The organism is Carnobacterium divergens (genome assembly GCF_900258435.1).
Classification (GTDB): Bacteria; Bacillota; Bacilli; order Lactobacillales; family Carnobacteriaceae; genus Carnobacterium; species Carnobacterium divergens_A.
The window spans coordinates 2,401,931-2,417,963 of record NZ_LT992558.1 but is presented as its reverse complement, the minus strand read 5'-3'; the positions used below and the strand labels follow the sequence as shown (position 1 = coordinate 2,417,963).

Annotated in this window: 16 protein-coding genes and 1 other annotated feature; of the genes, 11 read left to right on the top strand and 5 right to left on the bottom strand. The window is 35.8% G+C overall.

From position 1 onward, the window contains the following. The first annotated feature begins 175 nt into the window (after positions 1-175). From CDIMF43_RS12165 to CDIMF43_RS12150, 4 genes are all read left to right on the top strand, one after another. On the top strand, positions 176-2,533 hold the full coding sequence (locus CDIMF43_RS12165) for a WxL domain-containing protein (protein ID WP_109842152.1): 2,358 nt from the start codon (positions 176-178) through the stop codon (positions 2,531-2,533). A 53-nt stretch (positions 2,534-2,586) separates the two neighbouring features. Continuing rightward, positions 2,587-3,327 carry a WxL domain-containing protein gene (locus CDIMF43_RS12160; RefSeq protein ID WP_109842151.1) on the top strand — a complete coding sequence of 247 codons (741 nt, stop codon included), beginning with the start codon at positions 2,587-2,589 and terminating at the stop codon, positions 3,325-3,327. Positions 3,328-3,411: 84 nt separating this feature from the next. Next, positions 3,412-4,425, top strand: coding sequence for a DUF916 and DUF3324 domain-containing protein (locus tag CDIMF43_RS12155; RefSeq protein WP_109842150.1), 1,014 nt, complete (start codon positions 3,412-3,414; stop codon positions 4,423-4,425). Between the two features lie 15 nt (positions 4,426-4,440). Continuing rightward, entirely contained in the window at positions 4,441-5,865 is a 1,425-nt protein-coding gene (locus tag CDIMF43_RS12150; protein WP_109842149.1) for a glycosyl hydrolase family 28-related protein, read from the top strand. A 44-nt stretch (positions 5,866-5,909) separates the two neighbouring features. Here the strand turns inward: CDIMF43_RS12150 and CDIMF43_RS12145 are convergent, their stop codons facing one another. Continuing rightward, complete coding sequence (locus CDIMF43_RS12145) at positions 5,910-6,584, bottom strand: NAD-dependent epimerase/dehydratase family protein (RefSeq protein WP_109842148.1); 675 nt, start codon at positions 6,582-6,584, stop codon at positions 5,910-5,912. A gap of 175 nt (positions 6,585-6,759) precedes the next feature. Then, positions 6,760-6,970 (top strand) — a binding site (T-box leader). A 185-nt stretch (positions 6,971-7,155) separates the two neighbouring features. Between CDIMF43_RS12145 and nhaC the strand changes: the two genes are divergently transcribed. Next, the gene (gene nhaC, locus CDIMF43_RS12140) at positions 7,156-8,562 is read left to right on the top strand and encodes a Na+/H+ antiporter NhaC (protein WP_074401694.1); all 1,407 of its coding nucleotides are present in this window, start codon (positions 7,156-7,158) and stop codon (positions 8,560-8,562) included. A gap of 102 nt (positions 8,563-8,664) precedes the next feature. Further along, on the top strand, positions 8,665-9,651 hold the full coding sequence (gene hemH / locus CDIMF43_RS12135; RefSeq protein ID WP_109842147.1) for a ferrochelatase: 987 nt from the start codon (positions 8,665-8,667) through the stop codon (positions 9,649-9,651). Between the two features lie 279 nt (positions 9,652-9,930). Here hemH and CDIMF43_RS12130 read toward each other — a convergent pair whose 3' ends face one another. Then, positions 9,931-10,248 (bottom strand): ArsR/SmtB family transcription factor, encoded by a 318-nt coding sequence (locus tag CDIMF43_RS12130; RefSeq protein WP_082985710.1) that lies wholly within the window; start codon positions 10,246-10,248, stop codon positions 9,931-9,933. Between the two features lie 144 nt (positions 10,249-10,392). Between CDIMF43_RS12130 and CDIMF43_RS12125 the strand changes: the two genes are divergently transcribed. From CDIMF43_RS12125 to CDIMF43_RS12105, 5 genes are all read left to right on the top strand, one after another. Beyond that, the gene (locus CDIMF43_RS12125; RefSeq protein WP_074401696.1) at positions 10,393-10,686 is read left to right on the top strand and encodes a putative quinol monooxygenase; all 294 of its coding nucleotides are present in this window, start codon (positions 10,393-10,395) and stop codon (positions 10,684-10,686) included. A gap of 27 nt (positions 10,687-10,713) precedes the next feature. Next, positions 10,714-11,340, top strand: a complete 627-nt coding sequence (locus CDIMF43_RS12120) for a nitroreductase family protein (protein WP_109842379.1) — start codon at positions 10,714-10,716, stop codon at positions 11,338-11,340. Between the two features lie 95 nt (positions 11,341-11,435). Next, positions 11,436-11,762, top strand: a complete 327-nt coding sequence (locus tag CDIMF43_RS12115; RefSeq protein WP_109842146.1) for a DMT family transporter — start codon at positions 11,436-11,438, stop codon at positions 11,760-11,762. A gap of 13 nt (positions 11,763-11,775) precedes the next feature. Then, a complete protein-coding gene (locus CDIMF43_RS12110) occupies positions 11,776-12,087 on the top strand; it encodes a DMT family transporter (RefSeq protein ID WP_074401699.1) in 312 nt (103 codons plus the stop codon). A gap of 579 nt (positions 12,088-12,666) precedes the next feature. After that, positions 12,667-13,512 carry an Rgg/GadR/MutR family transcriptional regulator gene (locus CDIMF43_RS12105; RefSeq protein WP_109842145.1) on the top strand — a complete coding sequence of 282 codons (846 nt, stop codon included), beginning with the start codon at positions 12,667-12,669 and terminating at the stop codon, positions 13,510-13,512. Positions 13,513-13,547: 35 nt separating this feature from the next. On the opposite strand, the gene CDIMF43_RS12100 is transcribed toward CDIMF43_RS12105, so the two are convergent. The 3 genes from CDIMF43_RS12100 to CDIMF43_RS12090 all read right to left on the bottom strand — a co-directional run bounded on the left by CDIMF43_RS12100 (position 13,548) and on the right by CDIMF43_RS12090 (position 15,827). Beyond that, a complete protein-coding gene (locus tag CDIMF43_RS12100) occupies positions 13,548-14,165 on the bottom strand; it encodes an MBL fold metallo-hydrolase (RefSeq protein WP_413488891.1) in 618 nt (205 codons plus the stop codon). Positions 14,166-14,283: 118 nt separating this feature from the next. Continuing rightward, positions 14,284-14,541, bottom strand: a complete 258-nt coding sequence (locus CDIMF43_RS12095; protein WP_074401702.1) for a YiaA/YiaB family inner membrane protein — start codon at positions 14,539-14,541, stop codon at positions 14,284-14,286. 119 nt (positions 14,542-14,660) lie between these two features. Then, on the bottom strand, positions 14,661-15,827 hold the full coding sequence (locus CDIMF43_RS12090) for a hydroxymethylglutaryl-CoA synthase (RefSeq protein ID WP_074401703.1): 1,167 nt from the start codon (positions 15,825-15,827) through the stop codon (positions 14,661-14,663). Between the last annotated feature and the right edge of the window lie 206 nt (positions 15,828-16,033).

Here is a 16,033-nt window from a genome sequence, read left to right as displayed (position 1 = left end):
ATAGAATAAATTTTTATTATAAACTCAAGGGATAAAAGGTGCAAAATCAATTTAATTCGGTTAGAATGAATTTAAATTAATATGAGAAAATTATTAAAGATTACATACGAATAATCTGTTTAGTCAATATACAGCCTGTGTAAACGATAAATTTATTTTAAAAGGGGCGATAATTTTGAATAATAAAAAGTTTAGTATTGTTATTTTCATGATAGTAACTTTAGTGATTTTTTATTTACAAGATATTGTGAAAGCAGTTACTTTAAATGAAGAAATAAAGACAGATGAAACAATTTTATCCACCCAACCAGATTCTAATTGTCCGATTGACTCAACAGCCCCCACATCCAATTCCGCCTCTGACGCAATAAGCGATGCACCGCCGTTAGAATTTAGTAATAATCAAAAAAACGATGAACTAGTTAGAAGCGAACCGATAATTACTGAAAGCAATGCCAATCAAATCAGTCCACGTCTTCTAGATTTAGATGTTGGAACAAGTACACTAACCGGAAACTATACAACAGGAGCTTGTGGACAAGGTGTAACGACGATTAATTACAAATATGTTCCATTAGTAGCAGTTGGATTGAATACGGTTCCAATCCTAGCCGTTCAAATTCCTTCTGAAATGGCAACACAATTAGTTGGAAACACAGCTAAGCAAGCATTGTTTTTAAAAAATTTAACTGGGAATGTGACGTATCCAACCCAGTCTATTTTAGGGGGGACAAGTACTGCAGCTATTCAAGCGACAGACAAAGGCTTTACGTTAACTTACAATGAAAGCCTTTCAGCGGTAGTGATTACATTTCCAAAAACAAGTTTAAGTTTAGGGCTGTTGATTGAGTGGTCTGTAAATATGTCAATTGATACCGTTGCTTTATATAAAAATGGAATTGTCGTCCCACCAGCAATCAACGGCACCAATTATCCAATCAAAGGGACGATGACATCTGCTTCGCAAGGAATTAATTTAACGATAGGTTTAGGAAATACAAAAGCAGGAAGCATCAACACCCCTTCAATGGGATTAGGAAGCTGTCCAATACTTGCTATTAAGCCTCCTGTAATCAACGACACAATGCAACATGGGAATAAAAGTATTACAGGAACGATTAACCAAACAAAAGACCCAGCTTACACCTACACAGCTGATATTACGCTATCTGCGCCAGATGGCAGTCACGCACCTATTGTTACAACAGGCGTTTTAGTAGATAGCAGTGGGAACTTTTCAACAAATGCAACAAACGCCTATGAATACGGGGATACTGTGACGGCAGTTCTCAACGCAAAAGCTATTACAGGAACCGATCAATATCAAAGTACTATCAGCAATACAGCAACTGTAAAATGGCCTATTGTAGCGCCAACATTAACTAGCCCTACAGTTGGAAATACTCAAATTACAGGAACCGCCATTCAAACTGTTACAACGGGTTTGTATCAAGTTGCAGTAACGGTAAACAATCAAACAACCATTGTACCACTAAATGCAAATGGAACCTTTGCTTTGACAGGAGTGACTCCATTGAAAGGAGGTGATCAAGTTAGCGTTGTTACTCAAGGAATCAGTAGTCGAACAGCTAGCAAAGTGTTAATCACTAGCACCAGCGTTTCAAGTACAGTTGCCTTTGTAACCCCACAATTAACTGTAACTCAAGTGGTTGAAAAATGGTCAAAAGATGGGACGTGGATTCCAGCTACATCTGCTGTCACCAACCAACAAGTACGTTTCACAATGAAAGTCCAATTACAAAATAACAATGCCATTTGGGACAATCAACTTTTACTAAATTGGATTCCTAGTGGACTAACCAATCTAACGAATCCACAAGTGAGTAAAGTTAGTTCAACAGGTGTTTCAACTGTAATTGGCATTCCAGTCGTTGTTCCACAAAGTTCCAGTCCATCTGGTACAGCGTATCAGTTCCAAAATGTACTTGTTGGAAATAATTTGGTAACCGCCAATGAGGCGCTTATCCTTCAATACACTGCAACGGTTGCGCCAAACGCCGCCAATACCACGTTAGGAAATAGTTTTTTTGTGAATGGAACAAATGGTGGAGGGACGGCGATTGTACAACAATCAACGGTTGCCAATTTACCCATTGGAGAGGGAACACTGCGTTTAGTTAGCGTGCCTAGTCAGATTAGTTTCGGTACCGTATCCGTGCCAACTGACACAAAAATTTACAATCCAACTTCTGTTACAAATGCACTTTCAGTTGCCGATGGACGCGTCCAAAAAGCCCAGTGGCATTTATATGTTCGTGAAACTCAGCCCTTAACAGCTGGAATCAATGTGTTGAATCAAGTGTTAATTTACAGTAAAGCAGGTCAAGACATTCCATTAAATCAAAGCAACCAAGAAATCTACACCGCTACATCAACCGACGATAATGCAACCGTAATCCAATGGCCAAAAGGTGAGGGGATTCGACTGAAAATAGGCCCGAATCCGAATATTAAATCAGGTCAAAGCTATCAAGGAAAACTGGAATGGAATCTATCTGACGCACCGATTTAAAAAGTCAAAGCAAGGCTCAAAGGGGAAAATAAAAAAGAGAGAAGGAATAAAAAATGAAAATGACAAAAACAGCAATTCTTAGTTTGGCTACCTTTGCTACAGTAACACTTGGAGGCACTCCAGTTTTAGCAGCAACGGTTGGAGTGATGAATTCAAATACAGATATTATTTTCCAAGCAGAGACATCTATTACAGATCCTACCAATCCACTTATTCCAGGTACTCCTGTTACCCCTAATCCTTCTGATCCACATGAACCTGGAACAGCAGGGCCTCTAAGTATCGATTATGTTTCTAACTTTCATTTTGGGACAGCAACGATTGATGATGCTGACAAGATTTATTATGCCCAACTTGATTCGGTTGTAGATAAAACAACGGGATTGCCTTTGCAAGTACCAAACTATGTACAAGTAACAGATAAACGCGGAAATAATGCAGGTTGGAAATTACTTGTAAAACAAAATGGACAGTTTAAAACAACAGATACAAATAAAACGCCATTAGATAACGCGCAACTACATTTAAGCGCCGGAACCCCACTATCCGTAGTTCCAATTTTATTTAGTCCCACCACAACAGCCGTTAATCTTGATCCAACAGGAGCCGCGTCTTCAACAGTGATGACAGCCATTGCAAACAAAGGTTTTGGAACATGGACTTCTTCTTTTGGTGCTGATAACGTAGGTGGTTTGACAGGTGTTTCATTGAATATCCCAATGGTAAGTACAAAAGTATCAAATGTACAATATAAAACAACGCTAACTTGGAACCTTGAAGATAGCCCGAACTAAACAATTAGCCAAAGGGAATAAATCAATTTTAGATACGATTGCCCTTTGGCTTTTTTACTAATTTAATTGAAAAGAGGAGTAGAGATGAAACGATTTAGCTACTTATTTATAGTAATAATCAGCTTACTAGTTGTGCTACCCAAACTAGCCTATGCAAATGAAATGAACTTTTCTGTTAAAGCAATTTTACCTGAAAATCAACGAGATAATACCCATACTTATTTTGATTTAAATGTTGTACCAGGCACGACTCAAGTAGTGGAAGTAGAGCTTAAAAATGAAACGGATAAAGACGTAACTGTTCAAACAGTTGCAAATACAGCGATAACAAACGATAATGGAATTGTTGAATACACAAATGAAAAACCAAAACTGGATAAAAGTTTAGTTACCCCTTTTAGTAAACTAGCGTCGGTTCAATCGGAAATTACAATACCTAAACAAAGCAGTCTTCGTCTACCTATCACATTAAAAATTCCAGAAAAATCATTTGATGGGGTTATTCTAGGCGGATTGTATTTTAAAGAAAAAGAAACCGACCAAGAAACAAAAAAAAGTAAAGACGATGTGCAAATTGAAAATAAATTCTCTTATACGATTGGCGTGTTACTAGCAGAATCACCAGAAATGGTACTACCAGATTTAGTTTTAAATGACGTGAAAGCCACTCAAAAAGTAGGGCGGAATGTAATCACAGCGAACCTGCAAAACCCAAAAGCTGCATTACTCAGTAACTTAACAGTTGACGCCAAAGTTTATGAAGCAGATAGCAATCAATTGCTTCACGAGGAAAAACAAACAAGCTTACGAATGGCTCCAAATTCAAATTTCAATTACAGTGTTTCTTGGGGAAATGAAGCATTTCAAACAGGAGACTACCGCATCGAAATTGACGCTACAGATGGCAATCAAAATTGGCATTTAAAAAAGAACTTTAAAATCAAAGCGAAGGAAGCAAAAGAATACAATAATACAGCTGTTCATATTGCTCAAAAATCAACACCGTGGATTTACTGGTTAATGGGTGGTATTATTATCGCTTTACTAATTGTGATTGCATTCCTAATTTTGAAAAATAAGAGAAAAAACTCAAACTAGAAGGGAAGAAAAAGAATGCACTTAGGAGAAAAAACAAAAGAGCTCCTAACCAACTATTTTCCAACGTATCAAACACGCACTAAACAGTTACAAGCCATTAAAGAAACGGAACGATATTTTAACCAATTAAAGCGAAAAGAATCACTAGCAAATCCAACTGAAACAGGGGATTTCTATTCTTTAATCACTAAAAAAAGTCCGGCGTTTAAAGCGGATGTACCAGTTGCAATTGGAGCATCTCGCTTTTTAGTTCCTTGGTGGTTTCAACTGTTAAAAAGCGAAATCAAGCAACACAAATTGCAGCAAAAAACCTATTCCATTGAATCCTTTGGTGCAATTGGAGATGGTGTGACAGATTCAACAAAAGCCTTTCGCAAAGCCTTAAAAAAAGGCAATCGTAAAATTATTATTCCACCAGGAACCTACCTCACTAGAGAAGTGCGGATGCCTTCCAATACGACTTTGATAGGTAGCGGGGTTGATCAAACCATCATCAAATTACATCCTAATGCCCCAATTGGTGAACGAGTAGTCCGTAATAAAAATAGATTACGAGGCAATCATCATTTAGTCATCAAAAATATGACATTAGACTGGAACGTAGAACGTTTAGGAAACACTGAAATGACTGCAAAAGGGGGAACCGCCTCTAGTTGTTTAACCTTTGCACATGTAACCTACGGCGTGATTCAAACTATCAAAACATTAAACGCTGGACTGCATGGAATTGATTTGACTGCTGCCTATTATAGCTACCGAGGAGATGGAACCCGTTCAAGACTAGGAAGTAAGTATATTTGGGCAGATGAAATTGAAGCCGTTGGTTTTGGCGACGATGGCATCACAACTCATCATAGTGACTATCTGCTTATCAGCAATTCTTATCTACATCATCCAAGTGGTAAAGCCCATCAAAAAGGTTTTTCTAATTCAAATGGGATAGAAATCGACGACGGTTCTAGTCATGTCATCTTAGTGAATAATCGAACGCAAGCGTGCTTTGGGGGAATTGAAATCAAAGCCCATGAAGATAGTTCAGCTGCAAATGACGTTCAAATTATTGGGCATTACTCTTCTTTCGACAACCGTTCATATAATTTCAGACATATTGGACACCATCAAGGAGAGGACAGCCCTTCAAAAACAGCGAAAGGTATTAGAGGGACTTTTTTAGTATCTATCGAGCCTCAATTTACCCCATTGTATCAAGAATCGAGTCCTAGAAATTTAGTGATTTCAGCTTATCAAGGAGTGGTTATCAATCACTTTGTAGGGACGAACCAACATTCATCTTTAGAAAAAAGAGTCGGCATTGCCGTTCAATACCGAGCAAGGGATGTGTTGATAGCTCACCATGTCTTAATGGGCTATCAAACAAAAGACACACCACTTTATATAGGCAAAGGAATTCAATCGGTTACTATTAAAAAAGACAATTAAAACCCAACCAAAAGCTAGAAGTGTCTCTATCTTTTGGTTGGGTTTTAGGTTTTAGTTTGCAAGTCTTCAAGTGTTAGTATCCGGTAAGCTTTTTTTGGAACGTCGTCTAAACTAGCAACAATGTTCGTTGCACAAACCGTTACAGGAGTTGGTTTGAGGGGAATGAAAAAACATTTCAACAGTGGAATTTTTAAAAAGAAAAAGAGTAAATTTGCAAGCGTTAAGGAAGAAGGCCGACCTTTTCCATATAAAAGACCAGGTCGAACGACCGTTAAAGGAAACGGAAGTCGCTTTAAGTAATTTTCAGCAAGCTGTTTATTTTCAAGGTATTTTTTTGGTATAAATGGACTGCCAGCATTTGCAGATAAAAAAACAAATCGTTCAATTGCTGTATTTTTACTAGCATTTCCAACAATCATCGCTGCATCTAAAATCATTTTTTGATAAGTAAGTCCTTTTTTAGGCTGTTCTTTGAGAATGGCCACAAGATGAATAACGATATCGAATTGACTAATAATCTTTTCTAATTGATTGGTAGCAAAAAGATCACAGGTAATCCAATCGATTGGCGCGTCGGATAGCTCTTTTGATAAATGGGTTGGCTTGCCATGTTTAGAAAGGCTGGCTACCGTAAAGTCCTTCTTTAAGGCTGCCAAACAAAGTTCTTGCCCTAAAAAACCACTTCCACCAATAATCAGTATTTTTTTGTTAGTTGGCATTTTTACACCTCCATTAACGAATAGATTAGTTACGTTTAAGTATAACAAATTGATTAAATAAAGAAACTAAAAAGCTTTTAAATTAAGGGGAGGCATCCATTAACAAAAAAAGAAATTAAAATAAATTGACCTTTAGAATAGAACGTGCTAAAATACAATTTATCAACATCAATACTTTAACGCGTTGAAGAGTTACAGTAGAATCTAAATCTTAGTTCAGAAAATTGGTGGACGCTGCGAACCAATCGGGATTTTTATTTGAAGTACAAACTTGGAGCATCTTTAGGAAACTAAAGACGGAGAGGTCCGTTACACCAATGAAGCGAGAAATGAGTCATTCATTTCTAAACTGGGTGGTACCGCGAATAATCAAATTCGTCCCTGTTGTAAGAAATTACAGCAGGGGCTTTTTAGTGTAAAAAAATGGAACGAGTAAAACGTATAAAAAACGTTTCACGAAAGGGGTCTGTAAAATGGGAAGTTTAAGGTGTACCAATGGAGGATTAACAAGTTATCGTTTGACTAAATAATTCATAGGAAAAACAAAAAAATTATTTAGGAGCGATACAAGATGAAAACAAAACAAAGTTTTAAACAAGCGTTAGGAATACTGGTTTTAATTTTACTGATTATTGGGGTAAGTGTGATTAAGTTTGGCGTGGCACCTCAAACGCCTTTAATTATATCCATTGGATTATTAATCTTATGGGGAAGAATCAAAAAACATTCTTGGGACGATATCCACAAAGGAATTCAAGAAGGAATTTCCACGGGTCTTGTGCCGATGATTATCTTTATCTTAATTGGAGCCTTGATTGGTGTTTGGATTGCGGCAGGAATTATTCCTTCAATGATGGTGTTTGGGTTTAAAATTTTAAATCCAAGTATCTTTGTCCCATCAGTTTTTATTATTTGTGCCATTGTTGGAACGTCAATAGGGAGTGCTTTTACAACGGTGTCAACCGTTGGGATTGCCTTACTAGGAATGGGAACCACAATGGGCTTTAATCCAGCTTTAGTAGCAGGAGCAATTGTTTCAGGAGCTGTATTTGGCGATAAAATGTCGCCTTTATCAGACAGTACGAATTTATCAGCAGCAGTTTCAGGTGTGGATTTATTCCGTCACATTAAAAATCTAATGTGGACAACGATTCCAGCACTGCTAATTGCCTTAGTTTTATTCTTTATCTTAGGAAACGGTCAACAGCATGCAGATACAGCGGATATTACGAAACTTGTTCAAACGTTAAAAGCGAACTTCTCAGTTAGTTTCTTTGCCTTAATCCCAATTCTTGTCATGTTCTTTTGTTCATGGCGGAAAATCCCAGCAATTCCAACACTACTTCTAAGCATCATTGTAGCCGTTGTCATGTTCTTCATTGAAAAACCAATGACCAAGTTTAGTGAATTATCGTCTATTTTACAAGATGGCTTTGTTTCTCAAACGGGAGATGCTAGCATTGATGCTTTGCTAACACGTGGTGGGGTTCAAAGTATGATGTGGTCCATCTCTCTTATTATTTTAGCCTTAGCCTTGGGTGGACTTTTAGTGGAATTTAAAATCATTGATTCAGTAATGAAACCTTTATCCACTTCATTGAACTCAACTGGTAAATTAATTTTAGCAACCGCACTTTCTTGTATTGGAGTGAATCTGTTAGTTGGAGAACAATACCTGTCGATTATCTTACCAGGTAAAGCCTTTAAAAAATCATTTGATGATGCAGGGTTGCACCCATTAGCGATGTCGAGAGTGTTAGAAGACGCGGGAGCGGTCGTTAATTCGCTTGTTCCATGGAGTGTTAGTGGGGTATTTATTGCAGGAGCTTTGAGTATTCCAACCGTCGATTACTTGCCATTTGCATTTTTCTGCTTGCTTTGTCCAGTGATTACCGTTTTCTGTGGGTTCACAGGAATTGGCATTCAAAAACAAAAAGTGAAAAAAGCATCAATCGAGGAAACCGTTGTAAACCAATAAAAAAGTAGCAGTCGTCGTTTAGTTTCTAAACGACGACTTTTTTTGAGAACAATAAAAACATTGTGATATACTTAATAAAGTTAAAAGAAAAGGAGTGGGAAAATGGAACAGCCTATCCGTAAAAAAGGAATTTTGATTGCCAATTTAGGAACACCTGATAAACCAGAAAAAAAAGAAGTACGTGCCTTTTTGAAACGTTTCTTAGGGGATTCTCGTGTCATTGACACGCCACGCTGGCTGTGGTTGCCGCTTTTACATGGTATTATTTTAAACACACGACCTAAAAAGTCGGCCTTACTTTATAAAGAAATATGGCGAGAAGCAGGCTCTCCCTTACTTATTTACACCAAAGCTCAAGCAGAATTATTGCAAAATCTAGTACCCAATCAAGTTGTGCGTTTTGCTATGTCTTATAGCCATCCAGATATCCCAAGCGTTTTAGCCGAAATGGAAGCAGAAGGCGTAACCGATTTGACGGTTATTCCACTATACCCACAATACTCAACAACAACGACGGCTTCAATTTACGACTCGATTGCAACATACTATTTGAAAAATCAGAAAATCCCGACGATTCATTTTGTAAGTGATTATAGCGATCATCCGCTGTATATTCAATTAGTAGCAAGCCAAATTAAAGAAGCTTTAAAAGAACACGACATTGATCAATTACTCTTTTCTTATCATGGCATCCCGGTTTCCTATGTAGAAAAAGGCGATGATTATCCGATTAAATGTCAACAGACCACTAAAGCTGTGATGCAGTTGGTGGGAGACATTCCTTATATTGAAACCTATCAATCGAAATTTGGTCCTTCCGAATGGCTAACGCCAGCAACTGATGCGACTTTAAAAGCATTGCCGAGTAAAGGGATTAAACGAGTAATGGTGATTACACCAGGCTTCGTTTCAGACTGTCTAGAGACAATTGAAGAAATAGAATCTGAAAATTATGGTTATTTTATGGAAAACGGAGGAAGTGAGTTTCATTACATTCATCCTTTTAATGAAGACCCTAGATTTGCGGAATTAATAAAAACCTTAGCAGTAGAGCAACAATCGAATGAGATTGAAAAGGAAAGCTTGTAATCACAATCAGAACATGGTATATTACTTACATGCGATGAGTTGACTCAATCAGATAACTTTTAGTTATTCCGCTGCGGCGGCTAGTGATTGAACAAAGGCAGGGCATATGTACTTCGAGTACAACTACAAGATGTAGATGTTTGGACCCCTCTGTTTTGTGGAATTCACGGGACCTATTTATGCAAATAAATACTGTCGAAGAAGCACTGACTTTTGTCAGTGCTTTTTTTATGTCATCATTTAAGTAAAAAATAAAACAAAAAAGCATTGAAAATTTTTTCAATGCTTTCCTATTTTTTCTTGGCGAATCAATTCCAGTAAGCCTGGGAATTTGTTGTTTAATTCTGTTTTTTGAACAGAGTAATAGTGGGCAGTTCCTGATTTTTCACAATGAATCAAGCCAGCTTCTCTTAAAATTTTAATATGATGTGACAACGTTGATTTTGCAATTGGATAATCTTCTTTTTTCAAACCCTTTCCATCTGTATCTAACAGGCACATCACAATATTTAATCGAAGGGGATCACCCAAAGCTTGAAAAATATGAAGCAAGTCCGACTCTTTAGTGGGTTCAATAGCTGTAGGTTGATTTTTCATATAGTCACTTTATCATATTTTAGGAAAAAGTGATAGTAAATTTCATTCTTTTAAATTAGTCACTTGCAAATGAATAGTAAACTATGATATGATGCTTTTAGTTCGAAAAAAATCGAACAATATAAATAAGGGAGTAATGTGAGAATGATTCATATCCAAGCAAAGATGACTCTAAAACCAGAAGCAAAAGCTGAATTCTTAAAAGAGATTAAGTTGTTGGTGAATGCTTCAAAAAAAGAAGCAGGAAACCATCAATATGAGCTAGTTGCAGTTGTAGGTGAAGAAAATGAATTTAAGATGTTAGAAACTTGGGAAGATCAAGCTACAATTGAGGCACACAACCAAAGTGAACATTTTAAAACGTTTCAACAACAAGCAGCAAGCTGGTTAGCTGCTCCTTTAAGCATCACATTACTAACTGAATTAAAACCAAACTGAAAGAAGGAATAAATTGTGTCAGAAAAAATGTTAACAAACGATTTTAATACTATTTTAGCGGGTCGCCGTTCAATCCGAAATTACGATCCTGCTGTTAAAATATCAAAAGAAGAAATGAATGCAATCTTAACAGAAGCAACGTTAGCACCCTCATCAGTGAATATGCAACCATGGCGCTTTGTAGTTGTCGAAAGTGACGAAGGAAAAGCAACGTTAAAACCAATCATTCGTTTTAATACCTTACAAAATGATACGTCATCCGCGATGATTTTAATCTTTGGCGATCGAAACTGTTTTGATTTTGGTGAAGAAATTTACGGAACGGCAGTTGAACGTGGTTTAATGCCGCAAGAAGTAAAAGACCGTCAAATCGCAGCGTTAACGAATCACTACAATACCATTTCAGATGATAAATTAAAAGAAATTTTATTAATTGATGGCGGAATTGTTGCAATGCAATTGATGCTTGTTGCCCGTAAATACGGATATGATACAAATCCAATCGGTGGTTTTGAAGAAGATCAGTTAGCTGAAGCTTTTGGATTAGATGCAAATCGTTATGTACCAGTGATGGTATTGTCAATAGGAAAAGCAAATGAAGAAGGTTATGCTTCTGTTCGTTTGCCAATTGAAAAAATCACTGAATGGAAATAAAAAAGACTTACAAAAAAACTCCGTTAAGGAGTTTTTTTCATAGGTAAAAATATGGTAAGATAGAAAGCGAAACAATGAGATTATTGGAGGAAATTATGAATAAAAGTTGGCTATTAGTAATTTTAGGTGCAATTTTAGAAATTGGCTGGGTAACAGGTCTGGCACATGCCACTAACATAGGTGAATGGGCTATTACGATTATGAGCGTTATTTTAAGTTATGGTTTGTTTACGATGGCTGCAAAAGAGTTGCCAATGGGTACGTTATACGCTGTTTATACAGGGCTTGGAACAGTAGGAACGATTTTAACAGGAATTTGGCTATTTGATGAAGCGATCTATCCTTTAAAAGCCTTTTTAATGATTTCATTATTGATAGGAATTGTTGGACTGAAAATGGTTGAAACAAAAAAAGAGGCATAAGGAGTGGGGACATTTGGATTGGTTGGCATTATTTGTTGCAGGCTTAATTGAAATTATTGGAGTCATAAATTTAAAAAGATTGGCTATTGGTAAAAAAAATGCGATTTTCTTTGCTGTTATTTTAATGGGCATTAGTTTAGTGTTGCTGTCATATGCTCTTCAAACGATTCCGATGGGAACAGGTTATGGAATTTGGACAGGAATTGGCACGGTAGGAACGACGATTGTAGGGATTTTATTTTATCGTGATTCAAAAAGTGCGTTGCGTTTATTTTTTATTGGCATTATTTTAGTTTCGACGATTGGATTAAAATTAATCAGTTGATTGACTAACGAATTAGGATCAGTAAATAGAGAACAAAATCGGTGGAGTTGAGTGTAACTTCATCCATCAAAGTTTAGCCTAATAAAAAAAGCTAGAAATACTGTTTTTAATCAGTATTTCTAGCTTTTTTTTTTATTGGACTTTTATTGAATTAGAAAATTAAATAAAATTTGTAAAATAAGAAAAAATAAAAAATTAAATTCAATTATTCAAACTAAAAGGTTCGTAATTCTAATTTTTAATAGTATGCATATATATAACATAAGTATTTTGAAGTGTCATATAATACACTATGAAAGAAGCTCGTACAAAGAAATGTTTAAATAAAGAGAGGTAAGTCTATTTTAAAATGCAGATACACCACTGCACATCAAGAAATTTAGTCCTCCTATTTTAAGTTGGTTGTTTAAACATGGATTGAAACTGCGTATGTTTGAAGTTGAACAAAATGAATCTATACCAAATACATTTAAACTAAAATAATTAAATAATAAACCACTTCTATCAGAAATAAAAAAGATCACTATTCTTATAGATAACAACGATTTCTTTTCTTGAAAATATAACAGAGGTGATAAAATGTCGTATGGAAAAATTGTTTCAAAACTCCGAAAAAATAAAAATTATTCTTTAGAAAATGCCTGTAGAAATACAATGACAAAATCTTTTTTATCTAAATATGAACGGGAAAAAGTAAATATTTCAGTAACGAAATTTTTTAAACTATTAGATAACTTAAATGTCGAATACGATGAGATTGACTATATAAAAAACGGGTACCGCTTGTCTTCTAAAAGAAGATTGGAAGAACGCATCATTGCAGCTTTTCAACAAATTGATTTAGTTGAATTAGAAAAATTAAACGATGAGTTGGTTACGGCACTAGAAACAACGGAAGATATTTTCTTTTTACACAATCATTTGCTCGTATATTCTTTGATTTGTCGGGTAAAGAACGAAAAAATTAATGAAGAAAAAGTGTTGCCGATTAAGTATTATCTTTTTAATACTCAATATTGGGGCTATTATGAATTGCGACTTTTCACTAATATGATGTTTATTTACGATTTAGAAACATTGGAATTCTTAATTGAAAAAGCCTTAAAGGAAGTTTATCTATACCGTGATTTAAATGCAAATCAAGATGACTTAGCGCGAATGTTAATCAATATGGTACTGTGTTGTTTTAATCATAACAATATTAGAAAAGCACAAAAGTATTTAAAGACAATTGAATCAATTGGAGTAAAAGAGACCGCTTTTTTTGAAAAAGTAACGATTGAATTTTTAAATGGAATCTTTCTCATTAAAACAGGTCATAAAATCGCAGGAGAAGAAATGTGTATCTTTTCACTTGAAGTCTTTAAGCGCTTAGGAATGAAAGAGTACGCGAGCTACTATAAAAATTATTTGGAAAAAATTTAGCAAAAAAGCTTCCTTAAAATTAAGGAAGCAACGGATTAATTAAAATAGGGATTGGTTTTTTGTTCGTATCCGATAGTGGTGTCATCACCGTGCCCAGCGTATACGATTGTTTCTGGTGGTAATGAGAATAGTTCAGTTCTAATGCCTTTAAGTAGCTGATCTAGATTCCCTGTTGGCAAGTCAGGTCGCCCAACACTGCCTTTAAATAAAGCATCTCCAGCAATGACGAAATCCCCAAAGAGAAAACTAACACTACCAAATGAATGTCCTGGTGTCGGTACAACTTTAAAATGCAGTTTGCCAAAATCATACTCTTTATATAACGTAAATTCAAATTCTGCAGGTCGAGCAGTAACTGGAACGGACATAAATTGTGCTGATAGATTCATTTCAGGATCACTCAACCAAGCTTGTTCTGATTCATGAACATAGACAGGAATTGAAAAGGCATCCCGTACTTGATCGACAGCGCCAATATGATCATGGTGAGTATGAGTCAATAAAATAGCTTGAGGAATCACCTTTAATGTTTGAATGGTTGCAATGATTCTTTCCGCTTCAGAACCAGGATCGATAATCAAAGCATCTGTGCCATCGGCTATAATATAACAATTTTCTTGTAATGCACCATTAGGTATTTTTTCGATATGAATCATGACGTATCCCTCCTAAAAAAAGTCTTGCTTCGATTATAACGGAAAAAAGAATAAGAAGAAAGAACTGAACTAAAAAAGCCACTAAAAAAGTATCTTTTTAGCGACTATGTTTAGACTATAAATGCACGTCGTCATCTACAGCTTTAAACATTTGTTTATAACGTTCTTCGTCTTCTTGATTATCACGAACAACTTTTGCTACAGTGAAAGAAGAAGAAATAATTCCAACGGTTCCCATTAAGTAATAGCCTTTTACCATCAACGGTTCTTTTAGCGTATAAAGACCAATTGTAATCAAGATAATAAAGAAAATAAATGATCCCCATGCGAGTAAAGTAAAAGCTGGTGTATTGCGGTATGTTTTCTTTTTCATTGCGCACCTCCTTATGAATTAAGTATACTTCATTTTAATAACGAATGGTATCTATAGAACTATTTTTAAAATTCCCAAAAAAAGTCCAATTAAGAAAAATCTTAATTGGACGGGTGTGTTTATTTTTTTAAATATTGACGCATGTGTTCTGTAATTCCGGTTAAAACAATCGCCGCTGGATCATCGGTACTTTCAATTTTCATTGTTGAACCATCGGTTGGCAACTGTTGATTGAATCGTTTTTCATATTCTGAAATGGATAATTTTTTACGTTTATCTAACAAATCTTGATGGCCTTTAGCGTTAATATAATCTTGGAAGTTTTCTTGGAGTGTCCCACTAAAGAACTCGGCCACAGCACCAGAGCCATAACTAAAGAATCCTAAACGATCTCCGGCTTTCAATGATGTTTGGTGATCGAGTAAAGAAATCACACTTAAATACAGAGAGCCTGTGTAGATATTGCCGATTTGGCGACTGTACAGCGTACTTAAACGATAATTTTCCAATAAGCGTTCTTGATCCTCACTAGAAACGGAATCAATCACTGTATTTAATGCTTTACGTCCCATTTTTGTATAAGGTAGGTGGAAGCAAATTGCAGTAAAGTCAGCTAATGAATCATTAAATTTACGTTGATGTTCAGCCCAGATTGTTTCAAAAAATTGAATGTATTGTTCAGTTGAATATTTACCATTTACAACGGCTGTTTCTGAGTAAACAGGACGCCAGAAATCCATAATATCCCCTGTTAAAAAGACATTGTCATCTTCTAAGGCAATCACGCGAGGGTCTTTTGTAATCAAGACAGCGACGGCACCAGCTCCTTGAGTGGATTCACCAGGTGTATCTAATCCGTAACGAGCGATATCAGAACCCATAACCAAAACCTTGCTTTCAGGATGGTTTGCAACGTATTCCTTTGCCATCTGAATGCCTGCAGTTGCGCCATAACAAGCTTCTTTAATTTCAATTGAGCGCGCAAATGGATTTAAGCCAAGTAAGCGATGGATATAAACTGCGCCAGCTTTTGATTGATCGATTCCTGATTCTGTTCCTAGAATAATCAAATCAATTTTTTCTTTATCGACGTCATCTAATAGCGATAGGGCCGCATTAGCTGCCATTGTTACAGCGTCTTGCGTAACGGGCGGAAATGCCATTTTATCTTGTCCAATGCCGATGGTAAATTTATCTGGATCAATTCCTCTTGCATGAGCAAGCTCAACCATGTCAACATAAAAAGCAGGTGTATAAAAACTAATTTTATCGATTCCTATCTTCATTATCATTACCTTTTTCTATTATATATTTTTGATTCACACTACCAGTTTATTAAAAATAACTTTAAAAGACAACCGAAAGAAGAAAATTTCATCATAAATTAGTAAAATCTTTAAAAAAAAGCTCTTTTTTTCATTTTAGAATGCGTTTTCATTAGTTAACCTAAAGGTTTTAATAAATTTTTAAAGGGCCGCATTCAACAAGTTGT